Genomic DNA, 26,079 nt, shown 5'->3' on the forward strand with positions numbered 1-26,079 from the left:
TACCTTAAACCCTGGATGCGAAAAAGTGTAAAAAGTAACCTTTGGCCGGATTAATGCTCCAACCCGCCGGAATAGGCCCCAAACCCGCCGGATTCCGAGGAAAAGTGGCCGGATTATACTCTCATTCCGCCGGATTACTCATGAAAGTGGCCGGATTAACTTCTAATCCGGCGGGAATAAGTTAAAATTGTTGCCCTTGCCCCCTAATATTGTCTTCTGGGGCAAGGAGGAGTTTGTATATACCTATTGTTTTTCCCATACTTGATACATGGGTCACATCGTTCATCCAGCTGTGTGCATTCTACACTGCTGAACATCTAAATTTTTATAAAGAAAAACCATCGACGAGCGGGTGTTTACCGAAAGTTTTTTAATACAATCATGCAAAAAGGATTGTATCTAAGCGGTATTAATAGTAATATACTATTAAATTTAATAGTATGACACAAATATAGATTTATAGATTTATTAGTATAACCTAAAATCCAACACTACAAGTCAAAATAAGAGGGAGCTCATATGTGAAAAACCAGGAAATCGTTTATGTCGTTTCTGATTCGGTTGGCGAAACAGCTGAATTGATGGTAAAAGCAGTTGCAGCACAATTTAACGGTGGAGAGGTTGAAATCAAACATATTTCTTATGTAGAGGATGTAAAAGATCTTAATAATGTCATTACTGCTGCGAAGTATAGTAATTCCATCATCGCCTATACACTGGTGGTGCCTTCTTTAAAGCAATATCTTGATGATGGGGCAAGGGAAGAGGGGGTCATTGCGATTGATTTGATGAATCCGCTGATGGAAGCCTTCAGTCAAAAATTCAGGAAAGAACCAGTACGGCAGCCAAAACTTATAAGGCAAATGGATGAAAACTATTTTCGTAGAGTTGAAGCCGTTGAGTTCGCAGTCAAAAATGATGATGGGCAAGATGTAAGAGGGCTCAGCCGTGCAGATATTGTATTGATTGGTGTTTCCAGAACATCAAAGACACCACTTTCCATGTATCTGGCCCACAAAAGATTCAAGGTGGCAAATGTCCCGTTAGTACCTGAAATAACGCCTCCTGATGAACTTTTTGATATTCCTAAAAATAAATGTGTGGGTTTAGTCATAACACCTGATAAATTGAATGAAATACGGAAGGAACGATTGAAGAATTTAGGATTAACAGCCCAGGCGAATTATGCGAATCTGAATCGGATCCTTGAAGAATTAGAGTATGCTGAAAAGATTATGAAACGGATAGGTTGTCCGATTATCAATGTCTCAAATAAAGCAGTAGAGGAAACAGCTGACTTGATATTAGCGATGTTAAAAAAGAGAGGGGTAATATTCCATGACTAAATTCGTCTATATGTTCGATGAGGGGAGCAGTGAACAAAAGGAACTTTTAGGAGGCAAAGGGGCTAACCTGGCAGAAATGACCCGGATCGGTTTGCCTGTTCCTTACGGATTCACCATTTCGACAGAGGCTTGTAATTTGTATTACGAGGCAGGAAAATCCATCCCTGAAGAGATCGAATTTCAGATTTCAAAAGCGCTTCAAAACCTTGAAGAAAAAACAGGTAAACGTCTTGGAGACCCCTCCAATCCGCTGCTTGTATCTGTCCGCTCGGGTGCAGTACATTCGATGCCAGGAATGATGGATACAGTTTTGAACCTTGGGATGAATGATCAAACAGTGGAGGGCTTGGCAAACCTTACGAAAAACGCTCGTTTTGCTTATGACTCTTACCGTAGGTTCATTCAGATGTTCAGTGATGTGGTTTTGAAAGTTGATGTTTTTTATTTTGAGCAATTTTTAGAAGAATATCGGATTGAAAAAGGCTACCAATCAGACCCTGAAATGGCTGCAGATGATTGGAAAGAAGTGATCAAGGGATACAAAGACCTTGTTGAAAAGCATGCTGGAAGGACTTTTCCTGAGAATCCGAAGGAACAATTATCTTTATCGATCCGTGCCGTATTTGATTCATGGAATAACCAACGTGCGATCGTATACCGGCGTCTTCAGAAAATCCCCGGTCATTTTGGAACAGCTGTAAATATTCAAAGCATGGTATTTGGAAATATGGGCAATGATTCTGGTACGGGAGTCGCTTTTACCCGGAATCCATCTACCGGTGAAGCAAAACTTTACGGTGAATATTTGATAAATGCCCAGGGTGAGGATGTTGTTGCTGGAATTCGTACTCCGCAGCCCATTAAAACTACTCTCCAAGAGAAAATGCCGGACGTTTATGAGCAGTTTGTTGAAACAAGTCACCTTCTTGAAAAGCATTATCAAGACATGCAGGACATTGAGTTTACAGTAGAACGAGGAAACCTATTCATTCTCCAAACAAGGACAGGTAAACGAACGGCTCAAGCTGCTCTTCGAATCGCGGTGGAACTCGTAAATGAACAAATCATTCGTAAGCAGGAAGCCCTTTTACGTGTAGATCCAGAGCAGCTTGATCAGCTTCTCCACCGTCGTATTGATGAATCCTACGTACGGAAACCGTTAGCCAAAGGTCTACCCGCATCACCTGGGGCCGCAACAGGGCAGGTAGAATTTGATGCGGATGAAGCAGAACGATTGGCGAAAGAGGGCAAAAAGGTCATTCTTGTTCGTCCAGAAACAACACCGGATGATATTCATGGCATCGTTTCTTCCCAGGCGACAGTCACGAGCCGTGGAGGAATGACAAGTCATGCAGCTGTGGTTGCAAGAGGTATGGGTAAAGCTTGTATATGTGGCTGTGATGCATTACGTATTGATTTGAAATTAAAGCAGTTCCACGTGGGAGATACAATTGTCAACCGAGGGGATCGTATTACGATTGACGGTTCAACGGGTGAAATTTTCTTAGGTGAAATTCCAATGATCGAGCCAAAGCTTTCAGATGAGTTTCAATTGTTGCTTGATTGGGCAGATAAGGAAAGGACACTTGGTGTAAGAACAAATGCTGATAATCCTGCCGATGCCAAGAAGGCTCTTGAATTTGGAGCAGGTGGAATCGGATTGTGCCGTACAGAACATATGTTTATGGATGTGAAGCGTATCCCAATTGTTCAGGATATGATCCTTGCTGAAACATATGAGGAGCGTGAAGTGGCCCTCAGCAAGCTGTTACCCATGCAACAGGAGGACTTTGAAGGAATCTTTGAAGTCATGCAGGGTTATCCTGTAACGATCCGTTTATTAGACCCTCCTCTTCATGAGTTCTTGCCTGATAAGGAAGAACTGCTTGTTGATATAACCAGGCTTCAGATGACAGATCCAAATGCTAAGGAATTGCATGAAAAAGAGCATCTGTTACGAAAAGTACGGCAGTTGGATGAATTCAACCCAATGTTAGGGCACCGCGGCTGCCGATTGGGTATGGTTTACCCTGAAATTTACCTCATGCAGACCAAAGCCATTTTTTATGCGATTGCGAAGGTTATGGAAAAAGGCATAGACGTAAAACCTGAAATCATGATTCCTTTGGTCGGACATGTAAATGAGTTGAAAGAAATGCGGCAATTGGTGATCAATGCCGGGTTACAGGTTGAAGAAGAAACCGGACAGAAATTTGATTATCTCATTGGAACGATGATCGAAGTGCCGCGTGCAGCCTTGACAGCTGACCAAATTGCTCAAGAAGCGGACTTTTTCTCGTTTGGAACGAATGATTTAACCCAGACAACCTTCGGATACAGTCGTGATGATGCAGAGGGTAAATTCCTTCAAGCGTATATCGAGAATGAAGTTTTATCAGAAAATCCATTTACATCTCTTGATCAAGAAGGTGTCGGAAAGCTTGTTGACACTGGCGTGAAGCTTGGCAGGAGTACAAAACCAGGGTTGAAAACAGGGATTTGCGGCGAGCATGGTGGAGAAAAATCATCGATACAGTTCTCCCATGAGGTAGGGTTGGATTACGTAAGCTGTTCACCATACCGTGTACCTCTTGCACGGCTGGCGGCAGCTCAAGCTAAAATCAAACATGAACAAAAACAATCCGAACCTCAAACACAACTATAAAAAAATTAGTGGACTATACGCCACTGTTTTCACTTGCAAAGACTCGCCGATCGGCGGGTCTTCTTTAACTAAACGTCACAAAATGGTGAAAAACGCGTGGCTTTAATTTTGAATGAAATAAACGTTGACAAAAGCAACGTATTTAAGTATAAATAAATTAAATAATCAGAAAATGGTGAATAATTTGTATAATGAAGAAATCAGGAAGTTCAATCGATTTTATACTCGGGTATTGGGTCTGGTAAATCAATACTCTGAAACCAGTTTGTTTTCTATACTAGATTCACAGATTTTATATGAAATCTATTCTAGAGATGTTTGTCTCCAGAATGAGCTGTGTGAGTTCTTTTCAATAGACAAAGGATACATGAGCAGGATTCTTAATAAATTCAGCAATCAAGGTTTGATTATAAAAAAACAGTATGATCGGGATAAAAGAAAAGTCCAATTGGTCATTACAGAGAAAGGAGAAGAACAGACAAAAACTCTGATTGATTCTTCCAATTTTTATGTAAATAGAATGATCAAGGATCTTCCTGCATCAGAACTCAACAAGTTGATTGCCTCCATGAAAACGATCAAAGACATATTGAACAAACAAGTAGATATTGGTAGTTCTAATAGTAGAGGAGGAGAAAAGTTTGAGTAATGTCTACATTGTCGTGGTGGTCCTTTATTTGTTATTGATGATTGGCATGGGAATTTATTATGCGAAACGAGAAGTGAGGACAAGTGAAGATTTCATGGTGGCGGGAAGACGCCTTCCCAGAATTGTTCTTATCGGTACACTATTGGCTACATGGGTTGGTTCTGGAACGGTCGTAGGAGGAGCCAGCTTTATCTATCAATATGGACCCTTTGCCTCAATCATTTACTTTGCAGGTGCTCCGATCGGTATATTCATTCTCTATTTCATAGCTGATAAGGCACGTTCCTTGAGTAAATATACCATTCCAGAAATGTTGGAAATCAAATTCGGAAAGAATACGAGGACGATCTCTGCGTTATTCATCCTATTAGCGTATGTCGGGATCACTTCGTATCAATTCATCGGTGGAGGTTATGTTCTTAGTCTCACTACTGGGATGTCTGTTGAATTAGGTACGTTGATAACCGCAGCTGTCGTCATTTTTCTCGCTACGACAGGTGGAATGTTTTCTGTAGCCTATACTGATTTTCTAAGCTCCTTCCTTATCGTTATTGGTTTTATCATTGGTATTCCGTTTGCCTTATCAGCTGCTGGTGGGTTTGAAGGATTGACAGCTGGATTGGCAGACCATCAATTAGCATGGGATGGCGGATTGACCTTTCCTCAATTACTGGGCTTTTTCTTACCAACATTTCTCCTGATTTTAGGTGACCAGAATATGTACCAACGTTTTTCATCCGCAAAATCTCCCGAAGTCGCCAAGAAATCTACCATCGGATTCTTGGCTGGAGATCTATTGATCATGGGGCTGGCAATTTTGCTTGCAACATGTTCAATCGTGCTTTTCCCGAATATTCCTCCAGATACTGCTATCTTAGAACTTGCAGCGAGTGGACTGCCAATCGGTATAGGCTCTCTTATTCTTGCTGCATCGGTTGCATTCATCATCACTACTGGAAACTCCTACTTGTTATCTTCAGCAGGCAACTTAGTTTACGACTTGATTCAGGGGCTTAAAAAGAAAAAAATCGATGAAGGTAAGATTCTTGGTCTGAATCGTTATATCGTGATCCTCCTTGGGATTTTTGCATATAGTCTTGGACAATTCTTCCCATCTGTGTTGGCTATTCAGATGTACTCCTACACGATGTATGGGGCTGCAATCACCCCGACGATTCTGGCTAGTTTCCTCTGGAAAAGAGCGACAACTGCTGGTGTTTTGTCATCGATCATAATTGGTGGAGTTGCTACGATCTTCTGGGAAATCGGTCTTCAGAAACCGATGGACTGGAACAGCGTACTGTTTTCATTACCTCTGTCCTTACTCGTGTTGATCATTGTGAGTTTACTGACAACGCCCAAAAAGCTTGACGTCAAACCGGGAACAACGATCAATAAATAAAATTGGAGGGTATCAAGGATGAATATCAAAAAGCGTATAGGGATTTTTCGAAGTTACCTGAAAGAAAATGATTTGTCTGCTGCAGTTGTCATGTTGCCTGATCACCAGTATTACTTGACTGGATTCAGAGCTTTAATTTACTCACGGCCCATTTATCTAATTGTTGATGCTGAAAAAAGTACGTTGATCGTTCCTGGTCTGGAAGAGCTACATGCGCTCCAGAAAGCAGAAGTGGATCACGTCGAAGTGTATTACGAACATCCTGAAGAGATGAACACCAATCAGATGAAGGTGGTAAAAGAAGTTTTGACCCAATACTCCCCTGGAACTGGGGTGGGGTTGGACCTGGGCAGTGCACCTGCCAGTCTCTATCAATTGATTTCAGATCTCGGCTTTTCCATATCGGATGTAGGAGAACAACTGGTACGTATGCGATATATAAAAGATGAAGAAGAGATTGAGATGATGAAAAAAGCAGGTGAATTAGTTAACCTGGGTGTGAAAACTTCCATTGAAGCTTGTATGGAAGGGACAAGTGAATTGGAAATCGATTCAAAAGGGAATTTGGAGATCTATAAAAAAGCATCGAATGATTATCAAGAGGCGACATTGGACCTCGTCGTCATGTCACCTTCTGGTAAAGTGAGAACGACGTTACCGCATGTTTTCTCCAATACAAGGCGTTTCGAAAAGGGAGATGTCATTATCCACAGTCGTCAGGTAGCCCTGAATGGATATCGGGCTGAATTGGAAAGGACCATCTTTGTCGGAGAACCTGATCAAGAACAAAAGAAGATTTTTGAAGTGGCGACAGAAGCCCAATTGAAAGCATTGGAATTCATTCGTCCAGGGGTGAAGGCGTCAGAAGTAGATAAAGTAGCAAGAAAGATCATCGAAAAAGCCAACTTAGCGAAATACGCTGTCCATCGAACAGGCCATGGCTTAGGAATATCGGCACATGAAGAACCTTATGTCCGATTTGATGATGATTTGATATTGGAAGAAGGCATGGTCTTTTGTATCGAACCGGGAATATACGTCCCGGGAATAGGCGGATTCAGACACTCTGATACGGTTGTCATCAGAGAACATGGCATGGAGTTGATTACAGAGTATCCCAAAACACTCAATCAATTGATCCTTCAATAATTTCAATATTATTTGAGACACCCTCGACATGGATGGTGTCTTTTTTTCGTATTCAGCCAAAATGATCATACGGAAAAGAAACTAGTTTTCATTCTGGACAGAGTCCACTGGTAAAGTGTTCATCCGTTGTTGAAGTTTGATGAATGATTGGGTACAGAGTCTGTATATCCCAGTTGAACACAAGCTTCCTACAATCATTAGCGTAATAGGAACAAAAAGTACAATCGTAATTGCCAATAGCAATAAAAGTAAACAACCGATCGTAATGAGAAATTGGCCAATAGCAAATAGGAAGGAATTTCGGATAACCCCAAGTGTCTTCTCCCTATAATTAACAAGAACAGGAAATAGATAGAGTGATGTGATTATGTATAAAAAAATAAACAAAAAAGTAAAAGCCGTCATGATGACTCTTAACTCATCCGGCATTCTGAAAACTAAAGTCATATTAAGATACAAAAGAAAACCTATACATGTCCAAATAATGCCCAGTCCAAAGCTTTGTTTGAAATTTTCCTTGAAATGATACCAAAACGATCGAATGATACTTATTTCGCTTTCTTCGGTTTGTTCTCTAATGACAGCGAACATCGCAGCCGTTCCAGGAAAAATAGTCAATACAGGCAGGCAGGTTAATAGCCAAAGAAAATTTAATAGTAAAAAACGATAACATTTATCTAAAATGCGATAGACCACGTTATCATAACTGAATATATTCATCTGATCACCTTTATTAATAAAGTTTTTATTATCTACTAGTTATAATGGAACCCTGACAAAAAATCAAACATTTTTTAAAAATTCAGATTTTTTCAAAAATACCCTTGATTTATTTTCAATTTTCGGTATATTGAAAATATGAAAATACTAAATTCGAAAATTTCAGACTTAACTAAAAATATTGCGGGAGAAATATTGAAATACAACATTGGTGAAAGGATTCCTACAACTCCGGTTTTAGCCGAGAAATTTACTGCTGGATACGGAACGATCGATAAAGCCATGACAGCACTTAAAGAAATGGAGGCAATTAAAGTACAGCCTAAAGGCCAAATGGGTACGTATCTATTGGAAAAGGATACAGCTCTATTATGGTCTATCATGGATCGAGGTCCCGTTAAAGGTTCTCTTCCTATCCCAAGCACACTTGAATTCCAAGGGTTAGCTTCAGGGATTGCAAGAACACTGAAATCGAAGAATATAGCGTATACTTTTTCTTTTAATAATGGGTCTTCAAAACGGATCAATGAATTGCTCAATCATCAATGTGATTTTATTCTCCTGTCACATCAAGCAGCAGATTTGGCTCAACAAAAATGGGCTAATCTTGAGATCATAAAAACGTTTGATGAAAAGAGTTACTACGAAGATATGATCGTATTATGTAATTCAACTGCTGTAAAGGAGGTGGAGGAATGGAGAATTGGTGTGGATAATACATCTCTAGACCATATCACCTTTTCAGACCGTGTATTTCCACAAAATACAAAAGAAGAAGTCATGTATATGCACATACCGTATCTTATCGCGGATGGTGTGATTGATGCTGCGGTATGGCACAGTTCTCAACTTGTGCCTACTAAGTTGATTCATACGTTGACTTACTATCCAGTCCAGTATGAGGAGAATAATAGTGAGGTGAAGAACATGGCGGGGGCAATCATGGTTAATACCGATCGAAAGGAAAATTACGCCTTTCTATCAGAAATGTTCAACAATGATAAAATCTTAAAAATTCAAAAAGAAGTGATGACCCGAATAATAACCCCTTATTATTAATCCTCTGACATGAAGTGTACATTTAATAAATCAAATTGGAGGCTGATGATGAAAATACAATTGAGTGAGCAAGAGAAATTGACCAAACAATTAAATCCAGAAACACTTGAAATCGCTGTGGAGCAAGTAAAAGCAAACGGATATGTAATCTTTGAAAAAGTCGTTCCGGAAGAGAAGATTACAAGAATCCGAACGGAATTCGATGTATTGTTCGATGATTACATCAGTAAGAAGGGGTATAACACCGGAACAAATCGGGCTCAAATGTTTCTCCCATTTGAAAACCCTTACATCGATGAGGATATCATATGTAACCCCATAGCAACCTCTGTGATCGATCGTCTGCTTGGAGAGGACAATCATTGTAATTATTTTGCCTCTGACACTCCGATGCCAGGCTCTGATTATCAAAATGCCCATTGTGATATCATGCCTTTATTTCCTGATTTGGATATCCCTTTACCTGTTTTCAGTCTTGTATTGAACATCCCGCTCGTCGATGTAACCGAAGAGAATGGACCGCTGGAGATCTGGCCAGGGGGTACACATCGGAATCCGGATCGATCAAATCATGATACTTTGAATGATACGGTCAATCCACACTTGCACATCGTACGAGCTGCTGAACATATGCATTCAGAAAAGGTGCACATGTCTGCTGGCTCGATCCTGATACGGGATATTCGTATGTGGCACCGCGGAACACCAAACAATTCAGATTATCGTAGAACCAATCTTGCAATGATTTTTAATAGAAGCTGGTATGGAGCAGGGTCTTCCATTGATATACCACAAGAGACATATGATTCGCTTCCACCGAAAGCAAAAGAGCTTTTCAGAATGCACAGAATCGGGAGCCCTGCGAAAGTCCCCTGGGCATGAATTGACATGACTTGAATCGAAACGTTTCAACAGCTTTATTGAAAGGAGTCAATATATGAGAATCTATCTTATTGGTGCAGGCTTTATCGCAAAAACGCATGCAGAAGCAACCATGAAACTTCCAGATCATGAAGAGATCGAATTGAAAGTAGCTGACCCGAATCCCAGCGTATTGAAAGGATTCACGGACCAATATCCAAATGCTGTTCCATTTTCGGATACCGATGAGATGCTTGCGGAAAAAGCAAGAAGTGATGATATTGTAATTGTTTGTACCCCTCCATTCTTACATTTTGAATTGTCCAAACAGGCACTGCAGTCAGGTCGTCACGTGTTATGTGAAAAACCACTGGTCATGAATCAAGAAGAATCTGATGAATTATATGAAATTGCAAATGCCCATGCCAAGTTTCTAGGATGTTGCAGCAGCAGATTCATTGGATTGTCGAAAAACAAGGAAATCAAACGATTGATCCGCTCTGGGGTAATTGGAGATGTTTATAAAGTTTCCTATATCCATCGTGGCCAAAGATCAAGACCAGGAATCGAATACCAGCCGGAAAGCAGATGGTTCCTGGATCGCTCCAAGAGTGGAGGTGGTGTCGTGATGGATTGGGGACCCTATGATTTTGCTATACTGAATGATTTGTTCAATCCAACCTCTGTGGACATGATGGCAGCATGGACAAGTAGACCACAGACACAAACGGATCCTGTTGATGTCATATACGATGTTGAAGGACACGGAAGTGCAATGATGAGATATGAATACGAAGATAAACAAATAATGGTCCACTATGAACGAGCATCCTGTACGCATGGTAAACCATATCATCACGTTGAAATCGAAGGAACGAAAGGAGCGCTTGAATGGTCCCCTTATTTTGAATCGGACACGATCATCCATAGATTTGATAAAGACGGTGATGTAAAGATGGAAGAAAAAGAGATGACTAACGATAGTGATATTGATTTTATGGATCATCCACTCTATCATTTTTACCTTAAAGTCACCCGAAAACCTTCTCAGGCTGTAACCAATGAACAGGCGCGCTTCAATTTTGCTTGTTTACAAGCTTTGTATAATTGTGCGGATACAGGAGCGGGTCAGCGTGTTACGCATATGTCATCTGAATCGAATTACTCGAATGTATAGGAGGTTGATTGATGGAAATATTCGGTTATTCTACAGCGATGTATGGCTGGTTTGATAGATATTGGGCTGAAAAAAAGAAAGAACCTTCTTGGGACGAAGTATTTCAGGATTGCGTGGATGCAGGGATGGATGCTGTTGAAATCGATCCCCGACCAGAATTGATACAATTGGCGGACTCTTATGGACTGTCAATTTCCGGTTCCTATGTGGGATTGCCGTTGCATGAATCAGAGATTGATATAGAAGAAGTTGTCATGCCCATCGCCAGAAGATTGGCTGAAGCAGGTGGAAGGGATTTGTTGGTGAATGCTGACCCGAAAGGAGGATGGAGTGTTTCGTTACCAAAATCGGAGGATGAAACCAAGAACCAGGGTATGCATCTGACCCGTATTTCTGAAGCCGTAAGCGGATTAGGATTGAAAGTTAGCCTACATAATCACGCTGATGATCCTCATAATGCAGATGCGGATCTCCGTTCAGTCATCGAGTTTTCAAGTCATGATGTCGGGCTTTGCATCGATACAGGATGGGCTCACGTTGCGGGCCATGATCCTATTAGATTGGTATCGGATTATCCAGAACGAATCTATGCTTTCCATCTAAGAAATCAAAAAGGTAGTATCCCTACTGAAGATCTAACCGCAGGAGAAATCGACATGGAGAGGCTGATTGCTGCTTTGGACAAGGTTCATTATAAAGGCTGGCTTACTTTCGAATTATGGCACCCTGAAGAAACGAAACCACAACGTACGATGGTGGAGGATACGAAGTTGTCGATTGAACATGTCAAGAAGTTAGTTGAAAAGCAGAGCGTTACGTAACGATTTATTTTACGAGGATGTTGAATCTATTAACGATGAATATTAAGGAGGACTTATATGAACAGATTTCGTTTTATCCTATTCATGTCGCTTTGTGCCCTTCTTGTTTGTGGTGGCCTTGCCGGGTGTACCGCCTCTCCTTCTGGAACTTCCAATGCCGAAAATGGGGACAAGGTTACAATTGATTTTTGGTATACATGGGGCGGGGATGAAGGAAAAGTGATGAAAGGGCTGATTAAGGAATTCAATGAAAGCCAGGATGAAATTTTCGTCAAAGGATTAAGCCAGGGTGATGTGCAGAAACAAATGACCGCAATTGTAGGAGGGAATCCGCCAGACATAGCAACCCATCCTGATGAAAACAAAATCGCGTCCTGGTCAGAGCGCGGCGCGATCATGCCCCTGAATGAATTCATGGAAAAAGATGATTTCGATTATGAAGACTTCCTGCCATCAGCAAGATCTGCTGTAGAATATGACGGGAAAACGTATGCTTTGCCAATCGTAATGAATACTTGGATGCTTTACTATAATAAAGACCTTCTAAAAGAAGCAGGGTTGGACGGTCCCCCAGAAACGGTCCAAGAACTGGAAGAGTACAATAAAAAACTAAGTAAGGTAGACAACGGTAGAATTGAACGCTTAGGCATCTGGCCAGCATTGAATCCATATATGTGGATGCATGCTTTTGGCGGTAAACTGTGGGATCCTGAAAGCCAGGATGTGACTCCTACTGATCCAGGCTTTACGAAAATGATGGAAATGAATAAAAGAATGTGGGACCAGTATGATAGTGAAGCGCTGGACAGATTTGTAAGTACTGAGGGAGCTTACGATTCGCCTCAGAACTCATTCTTCACAGGGAAGTTTGCGATGTCCTTTGATGGTGAATGGCTTGCAACCTTCATTAAACGATATGCGCCAGACTTCAACTACGGTATCGCACCTATGCCTTATGATGAAAACAAACCAGAAACGAAAAATTCCGGGTTCATCAATGTAGGGACGGTTTATATTCCTGAAGGCTCCGAACACCCGGAAGAAGCCTGGGAGTTTTTGAACTGGGTGACAGAAAAAGAGCAGATGGTCAAATTTGCTTCTGGCCTCGGGAATCTTCCTACCCGGGAAAGTGCAGTGGACGATGAAGCGTTCAAGGATGTTCCTGAATATGAAACATTCATGAATTATATCGTAAATGGAAACATGAAATCAGTTCCAACTGTGCCATTCTTAGAGGAGTATTTACAAGAGATCTGGACGGTCCAGGACGAAATCATGCGCGATAAAGTCTCAGTAGATGAGGGATTAAAGAAAATCGAAAATAAAATCCAACCAAAAGCTGATGAGCTGAAGGAGTGAATGGAATCTCTCAATGAAGATATGTGCTGAATGGTACCAGGGAACTCCCACTCGCGGAGTGACCTGGAACTATTCTGTACAAGATTGTTGTTCCTCTGAGTAATAAAAGAAGGGTGGGATCATTTTGTATGGAACGAAGAGGCTTGACATTAAATAGGACCCAGAGACAATTCCTGCTTGGACTTGCTTTCGCTTCACCATTTCTGATCGGATTCTTGTTTTTGACGGTTATTCCTTTCATACAATCGCTGTATTTCAGTTTTACCGAATATGATATATTCTCAAAACCTGAATGGGTAGGACTTGATAATTACATAGCCATTTTCAATGATGATAGCTTTTACAAGGCACTAAGTAATACCTTTTACATGGCTTTCATCAGTGTGCCGATTTCCCTGGTTGCAAGTCTTTTGATCGCCTTATTACTTAATATAAAAGTGAAAGGTATCGCTTTGTATAGAACCATCTATTACCTGCCTACTGTAGTGCCGGGTATTGCAATGTCAATCTTGTGGCTGTGGATCCTGAGTCCGGATATCGGTATTTTGAACACGATATTACGGGCGCTTCACCTGCCTGACCCTGCATGGCTCTCGGATCCCGAATTCACCAAACCGTCTCTGATCATCATGGGACTGTTCGGTACTGGAGGAGGGGCATTGATTTATCTTGCTGCCTTGCAAGGGGTGCCGAAAGAGTTTTATGAAGCGGCTACGATCGATGGTGCGAATTGGTGGCAAAAATTCAGGTATATCGTCCTTCCTGCATTGTCTCCGATAACGTTGTTTTTGATCATCATGGGGTTGATCGGAGCGTTCCAAATATTCACGGAATCCTTCATCCTTACAGGCGGTGCCCTGGGTGGACCTGACCAGAGTATGCTTTTCTATGCGGTTTATTTATATCATGAAGCATTCATCAATTTGAATATGGGTTATGCAAGTGCATTAGCCTGGATCCTGTTTGTGATCGTGGTCATCATTACGATCATCATTTTCAAAACGTCATTAAGGTGGGTTTATTATGGGGGTGAATAAAGCGGATTTACAGACTAGACCAATGAATCAGTCAACGAAAGCCATTAATCCTTCTCAAAAGGTGATAAGGGTAAAAAGCAAGAAAAAGTTGGCCAAGACCATATTCGCTCACCTTGTATTGATTTTGATCGGGCTCATTTTCCTTTTCCCGTTCATCTGGCTTTTGCTTTCGGCATTGAAGACTCCAGCGGAGATTTTCGTGTTTCCGCCAAAGATCATTCCTGAAGTGCTGCAATGGGAAAATTTCGTCAAGGCTTTTACAGCGATGCCATTCTTAAGCTACACGTTGAATACCCTGTTTTTATGTACGGTGAATATTGTAGGCCAGTTGATATCTGCACCGCTTGTTGCTTATTCCATTTCAAAAATCAAATGGAAAGGGTCTAAAGTGGTTTTTGCAATCATCATTTCTACGATGATTCTACCAGGACAAGTGACGATGATTCCGGTATATATCATTTTTGCCCAGTTAGGATGGGTGAACACATATCTACCATTGACAATTGGTGCTTTCTTCGGTTCTGCTTTCAATATTTTCTTGACGAGGCAGTTCATCATGGGGATTCCAAAAGAATTGTCTGAAGCAGCGCGGATCGATGGGGCTTCGGAGCTGCGGATATTTTGCCAAATCATATACCCATTGTTGTTACCGCCTCTTGCGACAATATCCATCTTCACTTTTACAGGTGTTTGGAACGATTTCATGGGGCCATTGATTTATTTGAATGATGATCGATTATGGACGATTACACTCGGGCTTCAAGGCTTCCTATCTCAGCATGGCGGCCAATGGGAATTATTGATGGCCGCAGCAACAATCTTTACTCTTCCGTCCATCATCATATTTTTCATTGGGCAGAAGTACTTCATGCAAGCGGGGGCATCTTTATCATCATTCAAGTAATCCATCAGAACAAGTGAGGCTCTTAATCTATGAAAACGCTCGTATTGGTAGCACATCCTAATATCACAGAATCCAAAGTGAACCGTGTATGGAAAGAAAGGCTGAAACAAGTCGAAGACATCACTGTACATGAGCTTTACCAAAAATACCCTGCAGGAGATATTGACTTGGATCATGAACAGAGGTTGTTGACGCAGCATGATCGGATCGTTTTCCAGTTTCCTCTTTATTGGTATAGTACACCTTCTTTGCTGAAAAAGTGGCAGGATGAAGTGTATACGTATGGTTTCGGTTATGGAACGGGTAACAAACTGAAAGGGAAGGAATATGGACTTGCAATCTCTGCTGGCAGATTGGAAGATTCATATCGTCCGGACGGTCCCAGCAGGTATACATTGGAGCAATTGCTTCTTCCATTGAAAGCGACGATTGATTTGACAGAAATGGTTTACTTGAAACCTTTCATCTTATACGGGGCTTCACATATAGGTGAAGTGGAAATTGAAGCTAGCGCTGAACAGCTGGTCGAGTATCTGACAATGGAACATCAATAAGCAAAAAATACAGGGAGGAAGTGCATTGCAGACACCTTTTTCATTAAATTACAAGCCGAAACTTGGCCAAAAGCAAGAGTATGGAATCGGGATCATAGGGGCAGGCTTCATTATCAAAGAATGTCATCTCCCAGCATATGAACAGGCCGGGTACAACATCATAGGGATTTACAACCGGACAAGGGAAAAAGCTGAGCAATTAGCGAAAGACCACTCTATCTCGAACGTCTATGATTCCCTGGACGAATTATTGTCTGACCCAAAGGTCGAGGTCGTGGATATAGCTGTCCCGCCTCATGAACAACTGAACATCATCCGCCAGGCTGCAGAACATGGGAAACATATCCTTGCCCAGAAGCCGTTGGGGATGAATTATGAAGAAGCCGAAAAAGCAGTCGAGATTTGCAAGAAGCATGGGGTGAAATTGGTCGTCAACCAAAACGGGCGATACGACCCTGCGATCCAGGGAACGAAGCATCTGATTGATGAAGGCTACATCGGCAAGCCTGTCATGGCTACGATCGAACTCAGGTTCCAACCTCATTGGCAACCGTATCAGTTGGAGTATGAACGGTTGATGTTCTTATTCATGAGCATCCATCATCTGGATCAGTTCCGGCTTTTGTTCGGAGTGCCGAAAAGGATTTACGCCAGCTCTATCCCGCATCCTGAAGGATTGTATAAAGGGGAGTATATCACCTCCTACATCCTTGAGTACGAAAATGGGATGATGGCAAATGCATGGGACGATGGGTTTACGTGGGACCCTGAAAGTTTCGGGGTCTTTTATAAGATCGAAGGGACCGTGGGTGTCATCAAATTGGATATCGGCTGGCCGAGTGGTGGACCGAGCACGATTTCCTTCTATTCGAAAAAATTGGAAGATCAATGGCACAATCCTGAGCTTGAAGGAAACTGGTTCCCAGGGGCTTTCCAGTATACGATGGGTGAATTGTTCCATTCAATCGAAACCGGAGAAGAATCATCGATCAGCGGGGAAAACAATCTGTTGATGATGGCGATGGTCGAGGCTTGTTATTTATCGAATAAGGACAAGAAAGCGATAGAAATTGATGAGATCGTAAAAAGCAGTATCAAAATATAGGTGCATCCCAAAGGAGGACAGTATGAATGACTCATATGTAAGGACAGTTCTGGATGATGTTCCTTCTTCCGAACTTGGTATCGTCTATTCTCATGAACATCTGATCATACAGGGCGGGCTCGGCGTCATGAAAAAGAATGATTTGCGGCTGGACAGTGTTGATAAAGCCGTCTCTGAAATTGAAGATTGTAAGCGATTCGGTGCCAAAACATTTGTGGATTGTATGCCGCTGGATTCTGGCAGGAACCCCGCTGCCCTGGTGGAAATTGCTGAAAAAACCGAGACCCATATCATCGCCACCACCGGCTTTCATAAACCGATGTATTACGATGATTTGCACTGGATCTACCATTATTCAATCGATCAAATCGTTGAACTGCTGATACAAGAATGTACGCTCGGGATGGATAAACATAGTTACAACGGGCCACTCGTCGAACGATTGCCTGCAAAAGCCGGCATACTGAAGGGGGCATCGGATTATAATTCGATCAAACCAGTCTCTATCAAACTATTTGAAGCCATCGCACTGGCGCATCTCGAAACAGGTGTACCGATTCTTACCCATACGGAACATGGCACCTGCGGAATGGAACAGATCGAACTTTTATCCAAATACGGGGTGGATCCTGAGAATGTGATCATCTGTCATATGGACAGGAACCCTGATCTATTCGTCCATGAAGAATTGGCTCAGACCGGATGCTACATCGAATACGATAATGCCACCCGGGTCAAATATCATCCGATCTCCGAGACGGTCGATATGATCACAGGTCTGATCGAAGCGGGTTACGGGGATAAAGTCTTGCTTGGTACAGATTTCGCATTGCGCAGTTATTGGAAGGCATATGGCGGCGGGCCCGGTATGGCCTATCTGCTGGAATCATTTATCCCACGATTGAGGCAACATGGATTATCAGATCATCTGATCTCAAACATCCTGACTAATAATCCTCAACAAGCGTTCTCTGTAAGACGCTTGATTAAGGAACAGAAGTACACCGGAATATCTGAATTATCTGACGCAACATTTCTATAAATGATCAGGAGGAACTTGATGTCACTAAAAGAAAAAGTCGTTTTAGTAATCGGAGGAACAAGCGGAATCGGTTTTGAAACCGCCTTTCGTTTCGTCGAACAGGGAGCGACCGTTTTGATAACCGGCAGAAGTGAGGAAAGGACAATCGCTGCTGTAGAACAGCTGAAAAATAAGTTTGATGGACCTTCAACGATTCTCCCTCTCTCTGGGGATGCAACTTGTTCAAATGATGTGGAGCATATATACGAGGTAATCTTGAATGAATTCGGCAAACTTGATGTGTTGGTCCATGTCGCAGGGATAAGCGGTCGAAAATGGGGGGACGGACCTCTGGATGAATGTACAGAAGAAGGATGGGACAAAGTCATCCAATCGAATGTGAAGAGTGTTTACCTGACCAATCACCATGCACTCAAGATAATGAAAAAACAACAACATGGATCGATCGTCAATATTTCTTCCATACTTGGCATGGTCGGTACACAGGAACATTTCAATACACATGCCTATGCAGCAAGCAGAGGCGCAGTCATTTCAATGAGTCGATCAGCAGCAGTCTATTATTCGAAAGATAACATAAGGATCAACGTCGTATGTCCCGGGCTACTGGACACCCCGATGTCGCAAAGGGCTGTCAATGATCCAATAATCAGGGACGCACTGACCTATTTACAGCCGCTTTCACCACATATCGGCTATCCTGAAGATGTTGCGGAAGCGATCCTGTTCCTGGCATCCGATCAATCTAAATTCATTACAGGCATCGCACTACCTGTGGATGGCGGCTGGACAGCACAATGATAATCACAAACAGAAAGAGGCGAAACGATGGATAACCTAACAGTAAAATCACAACTCGAAACAGATTATATATCCGGCGTGAAAAAAATCATCGAAAAAATCGAAACAACCCAAATGGAAGCAATCGATCGTGCTGTTGAAATCTGTGTTGGAAGTATCATGAACGATTGCGTCGTCCATTTATTCGGAAGTGGCCATTCCAGAATGGCTGTAGAAGAAATGTATCCCCGCTATGGTAGTTTTCCAGGTTTCCATCCGATTGTGGAGCTTTCCTTGACGAACCATCATAATGTCGTCGGGAACAATGGACAGAGGCAGGCGATTTTTCTAGAGAACGTCGAAGGCTTCGGGAAGGTCATCCTTTCAAACTATCATTTCGGCAAGATGGATAGCATGATCGTCTTTTCACATAGTGGCACAGGAAAAGTAGTGGTGGATGTGGCTTTGGAAATGAAGGAAAAAGGGATTCCACTGATCGCAGTTACCTCAATGGCACATAGTGAGATGGCATCTTCAAAACATAGCTCTGGATATAAGCTGTATGAACTTGCAGATGTCGTGATCGATAATTGTGCAATCCCTGGTGACGCAATGGTGAAACTGGACGGGCTGGAAACACCGGTCGGCCCAGGATCGACAATTGGAAATACAGTGATCGTGAACGCGTTGAAATGTAAAATCGCGCAAAGATTGACAGACGAAGGGAAGCCGCCGAAGGTCATTACCAGCTCTGTTTTCGTAGGTGAAAAAGAATCGAAACGTCTGTTTGAAGAATCCTACGAAGAATATTGGTCGACAACCCGCTATCTATGATTTTCAGGACTACAACACAGAAAGGAAAAAGCACATGGCTTATGATATAGGAATTGATTTAGGCGGAACGAATATGAAAGCAGTCGCCATGGATCAAGACGGAACGATCAAGCTTCAACATAAAATCCCGACCGAGGCTGAAAAAGGCAGGGAACACGTCATTTCTAGAATAGCAGAGTCCGTTTTAGAAATGAAAGATTCTCTCGATGCCAGGATCGCAACTGTCGGCGTCACTGTTCCAGGGGTAGTGGAGACCGAAAAAGGCATTGTCATACTGTTGCCTAATTTTCCGCACCAATGGAAAGGAATCAACCTGAAAGAAGAAATCGAAAAGAGAATTGAATTACCCGTCCATCTGTTGAATGATGCTAGAGCGGCAACATATGGAGAGAAAAAATATGGCGCAGCAAGAGCGTTTGATTCCTTTTTCTACTTAACAATTGGAACTGGAATCGGCGGAGGGATCGTTCATGATGGTGAATTGATTCTTGGTAAAAAAGGTGCGGCTGGAGAATTGGGCCATCAAGTTATAGAACCGAATGGAAGGTTATGCGGTTGTGGCAATCGTGGCTGTTTGGAGACCGTAGCAAGCGGTTCTGCGATCACCACTGCTGCTATTGGATTCATCAAGCAAGGGATACCGACACTAATGCGGGACATGACAGAGGGTGACCTGACAAAAGTTACACCGGAACTGATTACAAGCGCCGCTCTTCAAGGCGATCGATCAGCTCTATTCGTCCTAGACCAGGCAGCAACACATATCTGTATCGTCATTCGGAATATGATCGCCAGTATGAACCCTGAAGCTGTCGTCATCGGAGGCGGTGTTTCAAACTCGAGTTTACTACTGGATATGATCCGCGAAAAGATTGATGAAAAAGAAATTTTATTTCCAGATTCAATAGGCAGGATTGAAATCAGAAAGGCGGATTTCAACGATTATGGTGGAGCAATCGGCGTGGCTGCATGGGCCGGACATCAACAACGAAAGTCAAGCATTTACAGAGATGTGCATTTGACTTGATCCATAATGGAAACAAAAATCATCTATGCCAAAGAGGGGGATGAAATGGATAAGATCCAAACCGATGTCCTGGTAATCGGAGGAGGAGCAGCAGGTGTAAACGCAGCACTCTCCTCCTCAAGAGCGGGACTCAGAGTCCTGTTGATAGAGTCTCAAGGTTGTTTAGGTGGATCGAGGACAGCCACCGGGGTAGATACCTTTTATGGCTTTTATACACCAGGCGAAAACCAAAGGCGTATCATCGGGGGAATCCCCTGGGAAGTCGTTCAACGTCTGTCAAAAGAACAAGCGTGTTTCGAGCGCCCCAACACCTATGGAGCAGGTACCGGGATCACCTATGATGTAGAAAAGTTGAAAATCATTTATGAAGGACTGGTACTGGAAGCAGGCGTCCAACTCCTCTATCACACCTACGCATGTAAGGTCAAGGTTGAAGATAAGCAGATCAAAGGGATCCTCATCGCCAATAAAGGCGGATTGATTGAAATCAATGCGGATGTTTATATCGACACGACGGGTGATGGCGATATCGCTCAACGGTCGGGTGTTCCTTTCGAGAAATTGGATTCAGGTGAATTACAATCGTTGACTACGATTTTTTTCCTGGCAAACGTAGACACCGAAAGAGCGAGAAAAGTGAAGCACCAATCACTGGTGGAGAAAATGAAGGAAGCAAATCGATCAGGAAAATACAACCTTCCACGAGAAGACGGTTCCTGGCATGTGACTCCGAATAAAGGTGTGATCCAATGCAATATGGTACGGGTCTCAGGGGTTGACGCTACCGATCCGTTTGCATTGACCTTGGCTGAAGTGGAAGGAAGGAAACAGACCCAGGAGTATGTCCGTTTTTTGAAAGACAAGGTCGATGGGTTTGAAGACTCATTCCTCATCACAACAAGCCAGCATATCGGTGTCAGGGAAACACGACGGATCATTGGCGAATATATCCTGACAGAACAAGATGTAGTGGAAGGAAGGAAATTCGAAGATGCTATTGCGTGCTGCGGGGCACCGATCGAGGACCACTTTTCCGGAAGCGGGACCCGCTGGGCATATGTCCAGGGGGATGGCATCTACCATATTCCGTATCGTTCCCTCATACAGCAAAAAATCGACAATCTGATTGTTGCAGGACGTTGCCTTTCCGCAACACACGTCGCCCAGGCGTCCGCCAGGAACTCCGCACAATGCATGGCAATGGGACAAGCTGCCGGGACAGCGGCCGGCATTTCTCTTGAACAAGGTAAGAATTTCCGCATGATCGATCGCGGAGATCTACTAAACAGATTAGTAGCCCAAGGCGTTGTAATATAGCAAAGATAAAAAATACAGGAGTGATTCATATGAAATTAGGATGTATCAATTCAGCATGGTTCGGTACGGATATCGAATATTTCGAAGGAATCAAGAAAATAAAAGAGCTCGGCTTCGATACGATTGATATCTTCCCTCAAATGGATTTCAAATCGTACGACATCAAGAAAATCATGAACCTGTCGAAGGAGTTGGACTTACCCGTCGTCTCAATGGTAAGCGCTTATCCGGAATTGATTTCTCTTGAAGCGCATGTAAGGAGGTTTGCAATCGATTGTTATAAAAAACTCATCGATATGGGGGTGTTCCTCGATGCAAAGAACTTGCTCGTCTGTTTCGGAGAGTACATATGGGAGAAAAATGTCATCGCTCCTGAAACGCAATGGGGATATGCAGTAGAAGCCGTGAGGGAACTAAGTGAGTATGCTGAAAAATGCGATATGGAAGTCGTCGTTGAATTGGAACCGTTCAAGTACTCCTTAGTCAATGACGTCGATACGATGGAAAGGTTTTTAGATGATGTGGACAGAAAGAACTGCCTTGCGAATGTCGACCTGGGGCACCTTCATGTACAAGGGGTCGAGGCAGCAGAGATTAAGAGATTGAAAGGCAGGATCGGTCATGTCCATATTTCGGATAATGACGGCACAGTTCATAATGATTGGCCAACAGGCAAAGGGAATGCGGATCTGGCTGGATATCTTAAAGTGCTTGATGAAGTGGGATATGATTCTGTCATTTCGTGCGAATTGGAATTCTCCCCGGATCCTGATCACATTGTTGAATGGGTAGAAGAAGCCTATCTCGAAACTGCAAAACTGATGGATAACCTGAATTTGCGAAAAATGAAAGCAGACAAGCATCCAACAACGCTATAGAGAGCGAGGATGCTGTGGATGCCGCAAGACGTGGGGGAGTATCCGTTATGAAGGCTTTATACGACCACTCCAACGCGGAAACTAGGATTTAGTGACCGTATGAAAGCTTCAAAAGAGATCCTTTGAAAACTGTGGGGTCTCGCCTGACTCCTTTTCCTCATAAGTGTCGCAAATTGCGCTTCAATCAACTCAGTAATCATAAAAACTAAATAAAAAACAACTAACAGTAGAAATGAGGTTTTTACAAAGATGAGTCATATTCCAGTTGCAGTACAGATGTATACGTTAAGGGAAGAAAGCCATCAGGATTTTGAAGGGACTTTAAGGAAAGTTGCGGAACTCGGCTTCGAAGGCGTTGAATTTGCAGGTTATGGCGATCTGACTGTTAAAGAAGTCAGGACCTTGCTGGATGAACTTGGGCTTCAGGCGGTTTCCAGCCATGTGGGTATCGAAGAGCTGGAAAATGATCTGCAAAAGGTCATCGAAGACCAAAAGTCATTGGGCAGCAAATTCATCGTTTGTCCTTATGTAGGTGAAGAGCTCCGCAATGAAAAAGGATATCGAAACATCATCTCCATTCTTGATGAAGCAGGTGCGAGATGCCGAAAAGAAGGATTGACCCTGTGCTATCATAACCATGATTTTGAACTGGAACAGCTTCCTGACGGGAGAACTGCACTTGAAACAATTCTAAGTGAAACTCATGAAGTAAATGTCCAGGCGGAACTAGACATCTATTGGTTAAAAAAGGCTGGTGAGAACCCAGTTGAATGGATCCAGCGTCACAAGAATCGAGTACCGCTCGTCCATCTGAAAGACATGACCACGGACTCCGAACAATTTTTTGCAGAGCTTGGCACAGGCGGCGTCGACATTGAAGCAGTGTTGGATACAGGTGAGGATGCAGGCGTAAAGTGGTGGATCGTTGAACAGGATGTCAGCAGGCTGACGCCGTTGGAAAGCCTGGAAATAAGCCTGAAGTATTTAAAAACGAAGCTGCCACATTTAAGTAAAATATAAACAAGGAGTTGGATATATGTCTTTGAAAGTTGGCATTATCGGATGTGGGAACATCAGTGGCATCTACCTGGAAAACAGCCGCAAATTTCCACAATTTGATATTATCGCATGTGCAGACCTTGACCATACAAAGGCAAAGGCTGCTGCCGAAAAATACTCTGTTCAACACGTGTATACAGTAGAAGAAATCCTACATTCTCCAGAGATCGATATCATTTTGAATCTAACAGTACCACACGCTCATGCGGAAGTATCGCTTAAGGCGGTTGAACAGAAAAAGCATGTCTATACTGAAAAACCGCTGGCTGTAACCTTTGAAGATGGAAAGAAGATTGTGGAGACTGCCAAACAAAATGGTGTAGTCGTTGGTTCGGCTCCTGATACCTTTTTAGGAGGTAGCATCCAGCTTGCAGGGAAGCTGATTGAAGAAGGGGCGATCGGGAAACCGGTCGGTGCTACCTCGTTCATGATGTCAAGAGGACCGGAATCGTGGCATCCGAATCCTGACTTCTTCTACCAGGTCGGCGGCGGTCCGATGTTTGACATGGGTCCATATTACATTACGGCGCTCGTCAGTCTATTAGGACCTGTCAACCGGATTGCAGGGTCGACACGGATTTCATTCCCAGAACGCGTAATAGGGAATCCGGAAAGGGCCGGCGAGAAAATCCTCGTCCGAACCCCGACCCATGTGACTGGAATCCTGGATTTCAACGCAGGCGCAACTGCGACGATTACAACAAGTTTCGATGTTTCCGCTGCAAGAACCCCCTTCATCGAAATATACGGGGAAAACGGGACGATCAGCCTTCCAGACCCGAATAACTTCAACCAGCCTGTCTTGTTGAAAAAGCACGGTGATGGAGATTGGGAGGAATTGCATTGTACTGGAGATGGGCACGATAACTTACGCGGGATCGGCCTCGCTGATATGGCAAGTTCGATTGAAGCAGGTTCAACTCCGCGTGCGAACAGCAACATGGCCCTGCATGTCCTTGAAATCATGCAAGGGATCCATCATTCTTCTGATCGCTCTAGCCATTATGTAATGGAAAGCACGTGTGATAAACCACCATTATTGAACGAAGAATATGTTAAACAATAACCAAATTGGACAAGGAGATCACGTGATATGAGCAAATTGAAAGTAGCAATAATCGGGTGCGGAAGTATTGCAAAACATCGTCATCTGCCAGAATATCATGCCAATAACGAAGTGGAGCTCGTTGCAGTCGTCGATATCGTCGCCGACCGTGCTGAAGAAGCAGCAAAACAATATGGAGCGAAAGCGTTCACTGATTACCGACAGGCGCTGGATCTAGTTGAAGTCGACGCCATCAGCGTGTGTCTTCCTAACTATCTGCATGCACCTGTGACGATCGAGGCTTTGAATAAAGGGAAACATGTACTTTGTGAAAAACCGATGGCAACCTCAGAAAAGGAAGCGACAGAAATGATCGAAGCCGCCAAAGCAAATGACAAGAAACTGATGATTGCGCATAATCAAAGGTTTGTAGCATCTCATCAAAAAGCGAAAGAAATCATTGACAGTGGAAAGCTGGGCAGAATCTTCAGTTTCAGAACCACTTTTGGTCATCAAGGACCTGAGGGATGGAGTGTTGACGGGAAAACAAGCTGGTTTTTCGATAAAGACAAGGCGTTCGTAGGGGCGATGGGCGATCTTGGTGTCCATAAAGCGGATCTTATCCGGTATCTGCTTGGTGAAGTGACGGAAGTAGGTGCGTTCATTGAAAGCAATGCCAAGGAAAATTCAACGGTAGATGATAATGCTGTCTGTATCCTTCGTACAAAAAACGGTGCTGTCGGCACAATGGCAGCAAGCTGGGCTTATACGACCGGTGATGGGGATAATTCGACGATCATTTATGGAGAAAATGGTACATTGCGATTAGAAGCCGATCCATCCTATTCTCTGATAGAAGAATATCGGAACGGGCATGTCATCAATCACCAGCTAGGAAAAATCCAAACGAATGAAGAAGGCGGACAATTCAATTCACATGTCATCGATCATTTTGTGAATTGTATCATTGAAGATAAAGAGCCATTCATCACGGGCGAGGAAGGCAAGAAATCCTTGAATGTCATATTAGCTGCCCTTGAGGCACAAGATACGAAGCGAATTATTCAGCTAACTGAAAAAGTGTCGGTGGTTTAATAGAAGACCCATTGAGAAACTGAAAATCTCAATGGGTTTTTTGAATGAGCAGTAGTGTTAACTTTAATGGCTCTACAATATTTGTTGGGGTATGAGAAAAATTCACGTAAAAAAACACACAAGCTCCTATAACCTGTACACTTGAATTGACGAGAAACAAGAGTGGGGATAGGAGTTGTGTGTACGTGCATTTT

Annotated in this window: 24 protein-coding genes; 23 read left to right on the forward strand and 1 reads right to left on the reverse strand. The window is 42.9% G+C overall.

Annotation, left to right across the window (positions count from 1 at the left end):
• Positions 1 to 521: 521 nt before the first annotated feature.
• The 5 genes from ACTWQL_RS16965 to ACTWQL_RS16985 all read left to right on the forward strand — a co-directional run bounded on the left by ACTWQL_RS16965 (position 522) and on the right by ACTWQL_RS16985 (position 7,211).
• Complete coding sequence (locus ACTWQL_RS16965; protein ID WP_443143615.1) at positions 522 to 1,346, forward strand: pyruvate, water dikinase regulatory protein; 825 nt, start codon at positions 522 to 524, stop codon at positions 1,344 to 1,346.
• Positions 1,339 to 4,011, forward strand: a complete 2,673-nt coding sequence (gene ppdK, locus ACTWQL_RS16970; RefSeq protein WP_443143616.1) for a pyruvate, phosphate dikinase — start codon at positions 1,339 to 1,341, stop codon at positions 4,009 to 4,011. The genes ACTWQL_RS16965 and ppdK overlap by 8 nt, the downstream gene beginning before the upstream one ends.
• Before the next feature lie 184 nt (positions 4,012 to 4,195).
• Positions 4,196 to 4,660, forward strand: coding sequence for a MarR family winged helix-turn-helix transcriptional regulator (locus tag ACTWQL_RS16975; protein WP_443143617.1), 465 nt, complete (start codon positions 4,196 to 4,198; stop codon positions 4,658 to 4,660).
• A complete protein-coding gene (locus tag ACTWQL_RS16980) occupies positions 4,653 to 6,062 on the forward strand; it encodes a sodium:solute symporter family protein (protein ID WP_443143618.1) in 1,410 nt (469 codons plus the stop codon). The genes ACTWQL_RS16975 and ACTWQL_RS16980 overlap by 8 nt, the downstream gene beginning before the upstream one ends.
• 18 nt (positions 6,063 to 6,080) lie before the next feature.
• A complete protein-coding gene (locus tag ACTWQL_RS16985; RefSeq protein ID WP_443143619.1) occupies positions 6,081 to 7,211 on the forward strand; it encodes a M24 family metallopeptidase in 1,131 nt (376 codons plus the stop codon).
• An 81-nt stretch (positions 7,212 to 7,292) separates the two neighbouring features.
• Here the strand turns inward: ACTWQL_RS16985 and ACTWQL_RS16990 are convergent, their stop codons facing one another.
• Positions 7,293 to 7,931: a YesL family protein gene (locus ACTWQL_RS16990; protein ID WP_443143620.1), complete on the reverse strand. Its 639-nt coding sequence runs from the start codon at positions 7,929 to 7,931 to the stop codon at positions 7,293 to 7,295.
• A 195-nt stretch (positions 7,932 to 8,126) separates the two neighbouring features.
• Here ACTWQL_RS16990 and ACTWQL_RS16995 point away from each other — a divergent pair, with 195 nt between their 5' ends.
• The 18 genes from ACTWQL_RS16995 to ACTWQL_RS17080 all read left to right on the forward strand — a co-directional run bounded on the left by ACTWQL_RS16995 (position 8,127) and on the right by ACTWQL_RS17080 (position 25,885).
• Positions 8,127 to 8,990 (forward strand): YhfZ family protein, encoded by an 864-nt coding sequence (locus ACTWQL_RS16995; RefSeq protein WP_443143621.1) that lies wholly within the window; start codon positions 8,127 to 8,129, stop codon positions 8,988 to 8,990.
• 48 nt (positions 8,991 to 9,038) lie between these two features.
• Positions 9,039 to 9,872: a phytanoyl-CoA dioxygenase family protein gene (locus tag ACTWQL_RS17000; RefSeq protein WP_443143622.1), complete on the forward strand. Its 834-nt coding sequence runs from the start codon at positions 9,039 to 9,041 to the stop codon at positions 9,870 to 9,872.
• Between the two features lie 55 nt (positions 9,873 to 9,927).
• Entirely contained in the window at positions 9,928 to 11,028 is a 1,101-nt protein-coding gene (locus ACTWQL_RS17005; protein ID WP_443143623.1) for a Gfo/Idh/MocA family protein, read from the forward strand.
• An 11-nt stretch (positions 11,029 to 11,039) separates the two neighbouring features.
• A complete protein-coding gene (locus tag ACTWQL_RS17010) occupies positions 11,040 to 11,849 on the forward strand; it encodes a sugar phosphate isomerase/epimerase family protein (protein ID WP_443143624.1) in 810 nt (269 codons plus the stop codon).
• 222 nt (positions 11,850 to 12,071) lie between these two features.
• Positions 12,072 to 13,208, forward strand: a complete 1,137-nt coding sequence (locus tag ACTWQL_RS17015) for an ABC transporter substrate-binding protein (RefSeq protein ID WP_443143625.1) — start codon at positions 12,072 to 12,074, stop codon at positions 13,206 to 13,208.
• A gap of 128 nt (positions 13,209 to 13,336) precedes the next feature.
• Positions 13,337 to 14,245, forward strand: a complete 909-nt coding sequence (locus tag ACTWQL_RS17020) for a carbohydrate ABC transporter permease (RefSeq protein WP_443143626.1) — start codon at positions 13,337 to 13,339, stop codon at positions 14,243 to 14,245.
• A complete protein-coding gene (locus ACTWQL_RS17025; RefSeq protein ID WP_443143627.1) occupies positions 14,232 to 15,149 on the forward strand; it encodes a carbohydrate ABC transporter permease in 918 nt (305 codons plus the stop codon). Before ACTWQL_RS17020 ends, ACTWQL_RS17025 begins: the two co-directional genes overlap by 14 nt.
• A gap of 29 nt (positions 15,150 to 15,178) precedes the next feature.
• Entirely contained in the window at positions 15,179 to 15,703 is a 525-nt protein-coding gene (locus ACTWQL_RS17030) for an NAD(P)H-dependent oxidoreductase (protein WP_443143628.1), read from the forward strand.
• 25 nt (positions 15,704 to 15,728) lie between these two features.
• Positions 15,729 to 16,808 (forward strand): Gfo/Idh/MocA family protein, encoded by a 1,080-nt coding sequence (locus tag ACTWQL_RS17035; RefSeq protein WP_443143629.1) that lies wholly within the window; start codon positions 15,729 to 15,731, stop codon positions 16,806 to 16,808.
• 22 nt (positions 16,809 to 16,830) lie between these two features.
• Positions 16,831 to 17,850, forward strand: a complete 1,020-nt coding sequence (locus tag ACTWQL_RS17040; RefSeq protein WP_443143630.1) for a phosphotriesterase family protein — start codon at positions 16,831 to 16,833, stop codon at positions 17,848 to 17,850.
• An 18-nt stretch (positions 17,851 to 17,868) separates the two neighbouring features.
• Positions 17,869 to 18,651 (forward strand): SDR family NAD(P)-dependent oxidoreductase, encoded by a 783-nt coding sequence (locus tag ACTWQL_RS17045; protein ID WP_443143631.1) that lies wholly within the window; start codon positions 17,869 to 17,871, stop codon positions 18,649 to 18,651.
• Positions 18,652 to 18,678: 27 nt separating this feature from the next.
• Positions 18,679 to 19,464 carry a sugar isomerase domain-containing protein gene (locus tag ACTWQL_RS17050; protein ID WP_443143632.1) on the forward strand — a complete coding sequence of 262 codons (786 nt, stop codon included), beginning with the start codon at positions 18,679 to 18,681 and terminating at the stop codon, positions 19,462 to 19,464.
• 34 nt (positions 19,465 to 19,498) lie between these two features.
• On the forward strand, positions 19,499 to 20,491 hold the full coding sequence (locus ACTWQL_RS17055; protein WP_443143633.1) for an ROK family protein: 993 nt from the start codon (positions 19,499 to 19,501) through the stop codon (positions 20,489 to 20,491).
• A gap of 45 nt (positions 20,492 to 20,536) precedes the next feature.
• Positions 20,537 to 21,808: an FAD-dependent oxidoreductase gene (locus ACTWQL_RS17060; RefSeq protein ID WP_443143634.1), complete on the forward strand. Its 1,272-nt coding sequence runs from the start codon at positions 20,537 to 20,539 to the stop codon at positions 21,806 to 21,808.
• Between the two features lie 29 nt (positions 21,809 to 21,837).
• Positions 21,838 to 22,686, forward strand: coding sequence for a sugar phosphate isomerase/epimerase family protein (locus tag ACTWQL_RS17065; protein ID WP_443143635.1), 849 nt, complete (start codon positions 21,838 to 21,840; stop codon positions 22,684 to 22,686).
• Positions 22,687 to 22,935: 249 nt separating this feature from the next.
• On the forward strand, positions 22,936 to 23,706 hold the full coding sequence (locus tag ACTWQL_RS17070; RefSeq protein WP_443143636.1) for a sugar phosphate isomerase/epimerase family protein: 771 nt from the start codon (positions 22,936 to 22,938) through the stop codon (positions 23,704 to 23,706).
• A 16-nt stretch (positions 23,707 to 23,722) separates the two neighbouring features.
• On the forward strand, positions 23,723 to 24,811 hold the full coding sequence (locus ACTWQL_RS17075) for a Gfo/Idh/MocA family protein (RefSeq protein WP_443143637.1): 1,089 nt from the start codon (positions 23,723 to 23,725) through the stop codon (positions 24,809 to 24,811).
• A 27-nt stretch (positions 24,812 to 24,838) separates the two neighbouring features.
• Positions 24,839 to 25,885 (forward strand): Gfo/Idh/MocA family protein, encoded by a 1,047-nt coding sequence (locus ACTWQL_RS17080; RefSeq protein WP_443143638.1) that lies wholly within the window; start codon positions 24,839 to 24,841, stop codon positions 25,883 to 25,885.
• Positions 25,886 to 26,079: the final 194 nt, after the last annotated feature.

This window comes from Pseudalkalibacillus sp. R45, assembly GCF_052246725.1.
GTDB lineage: Bacteria > Bacillota > Bacilli > Bacillales > Fictibacillaceae > Pseudalkalibacillus.

What these genes read in the sequence shown, in the direction of transcription:
- ACTWQL_RS17005 (WP_443143623.1), top strand. Translation starts at nt 9,928, where the DNA reads ATGAGAATCTATCTTATTGGTGCAGGCTTTATCGCAAAAACGCATGCA.
- ppdK (WP_443143616.1), top strand. Translation starts at nt 1,339, where the DNA reads ATGACTAAATTCGTCTATATGTTCGATGAGGGGAGCAGTGAACAAAAG.
- ACTWQL_RS17040 (WP_443143630.1), top strand. Translation starts at nt 16,831, where the DNA reads ATGAATGACTCATATGTAAGGACAGTTCTGGATGATGTTCCTTCTTCC.
- ACTWQL_RS17015 (WP_443143625.1), top strand. Translation starts at nt 12,072, where the DNA reads ATGAAAGGGCTGATTAAGGAATTCAATGAAAGCCAGGATGAAATTTTC.
- ACTWQL_RS17070 (WP_443143636.1), top strand. Translation starts at nt 22,936, where the DNA reads ATGAGTCATATTCCAGTTGCAGTACAGATGTATACGTTAAGGGAAGAA.
- ACTWQL_RS17030 (WP_443143628.1), top strand. Translation starts at nt 15,179, where the DNA reads ATGAAAACGCTCGTATTGGTAGCACATCCTAATATCACAGAATCCAAA.
- ACTWQL_RS16985 (WP_443143619.1), top strand. Translation starts at nt 6,081, where the DNA reads ATGAATATCAAAAAGCGTATAGGGATTTTTCGAAGTTACCTGAAAGAA.
- ACTWQL_RS17020 (WP_443143626.1), top strand. Translation starts at nt 13,337, where the DNA reads ATGGAACGAAGAGGCTTGACATTAAATAGGACCCAGAGACAATTCCTG.
- ACTWQL_RS17080 (WP_443143638.1), top strand. Translation starts at nt 24,839, where the DNA reads ATGAGCAAATTGAAAGTAGCAATAATCGGGTGCGGAAGTATTGCAAAA.
- ACTWQL_RS17075 (WP_443143637.1), top strand. Translation starts at nt 23,723, where the DNA reads ATGTCTTTGAAAGTTGGCATTATCGGATGTGGGAACATCAGTGGCATC.
- ACTWQL_RS17010 (WP_443143624.1), top strand. Translation starts at nt 11,040, where the DNA reads ATGGAAATATTCGGTTATTCTACAGCGATGTATGGCTGGTTTGATAGA.
- ACTWQL_RS17000 (WP_443143622.1), top strand. Translation starts at nt 9,039, where the DNA reads ATGAAAATACAATTGAGTGAGCAAGAGAAATTGACCAAACAATTAAAT.
- ACTWQL_RS17050 (WP_443143632.1), top strand. Translation starts at nt 18,679, where the DNA reads ATGGATAACCTAACAGTAAAATCACAACTCGAAACAGATTATATATCC.
- ACTWQL_RS17060 (WP_443143634.1), top strand. Translation starts at nt 20,537, where the DNA reads ATGGATAAGATCCAAACCGATGTCCTGGTAATCGGAGGAGGAGCAGCA.
- ACTWQL_RS16990 (WP_443143620.1), bottom strand. Translation starts at nt 7,931, where the DNA reads ATGAATATATTCAGTTATGATAACGTGGTCTATCGCATTTTAGATAAA.
- ACTWQL_RS17045 (WP_443143631.1), top strand. Translation starts at nt 17,869, where the DNA reads ATGTCACTAAAAGAAAAAGTCGTTTTAGTAATCGGAGGAACAAGCGGA.
- ACTWQL_RS17065 (WP_443143635.1), top strand. Translation starts at nt 21,838, where the DNA reads ATGAAATTAGGATGTATCAATTCAGCATGGTTCGGTACGGATATCGAA.
- ACTWQL_RS17055 (WP_443143633.1), top strand. Translation starts at nt 19,499, where the DNA reads ATGGCTTATGATATAGGAATTGATTTAGGCGGAACGAATATGAAAGCA.
- ACTWQL_RS17025 (WP_443143627.1), top strand. Translation starts at nt 14,232, where the DNA reads ATGGGGGTGAATAAAGCGGATTTACAGACTAGACCAATGAATCAGTCA.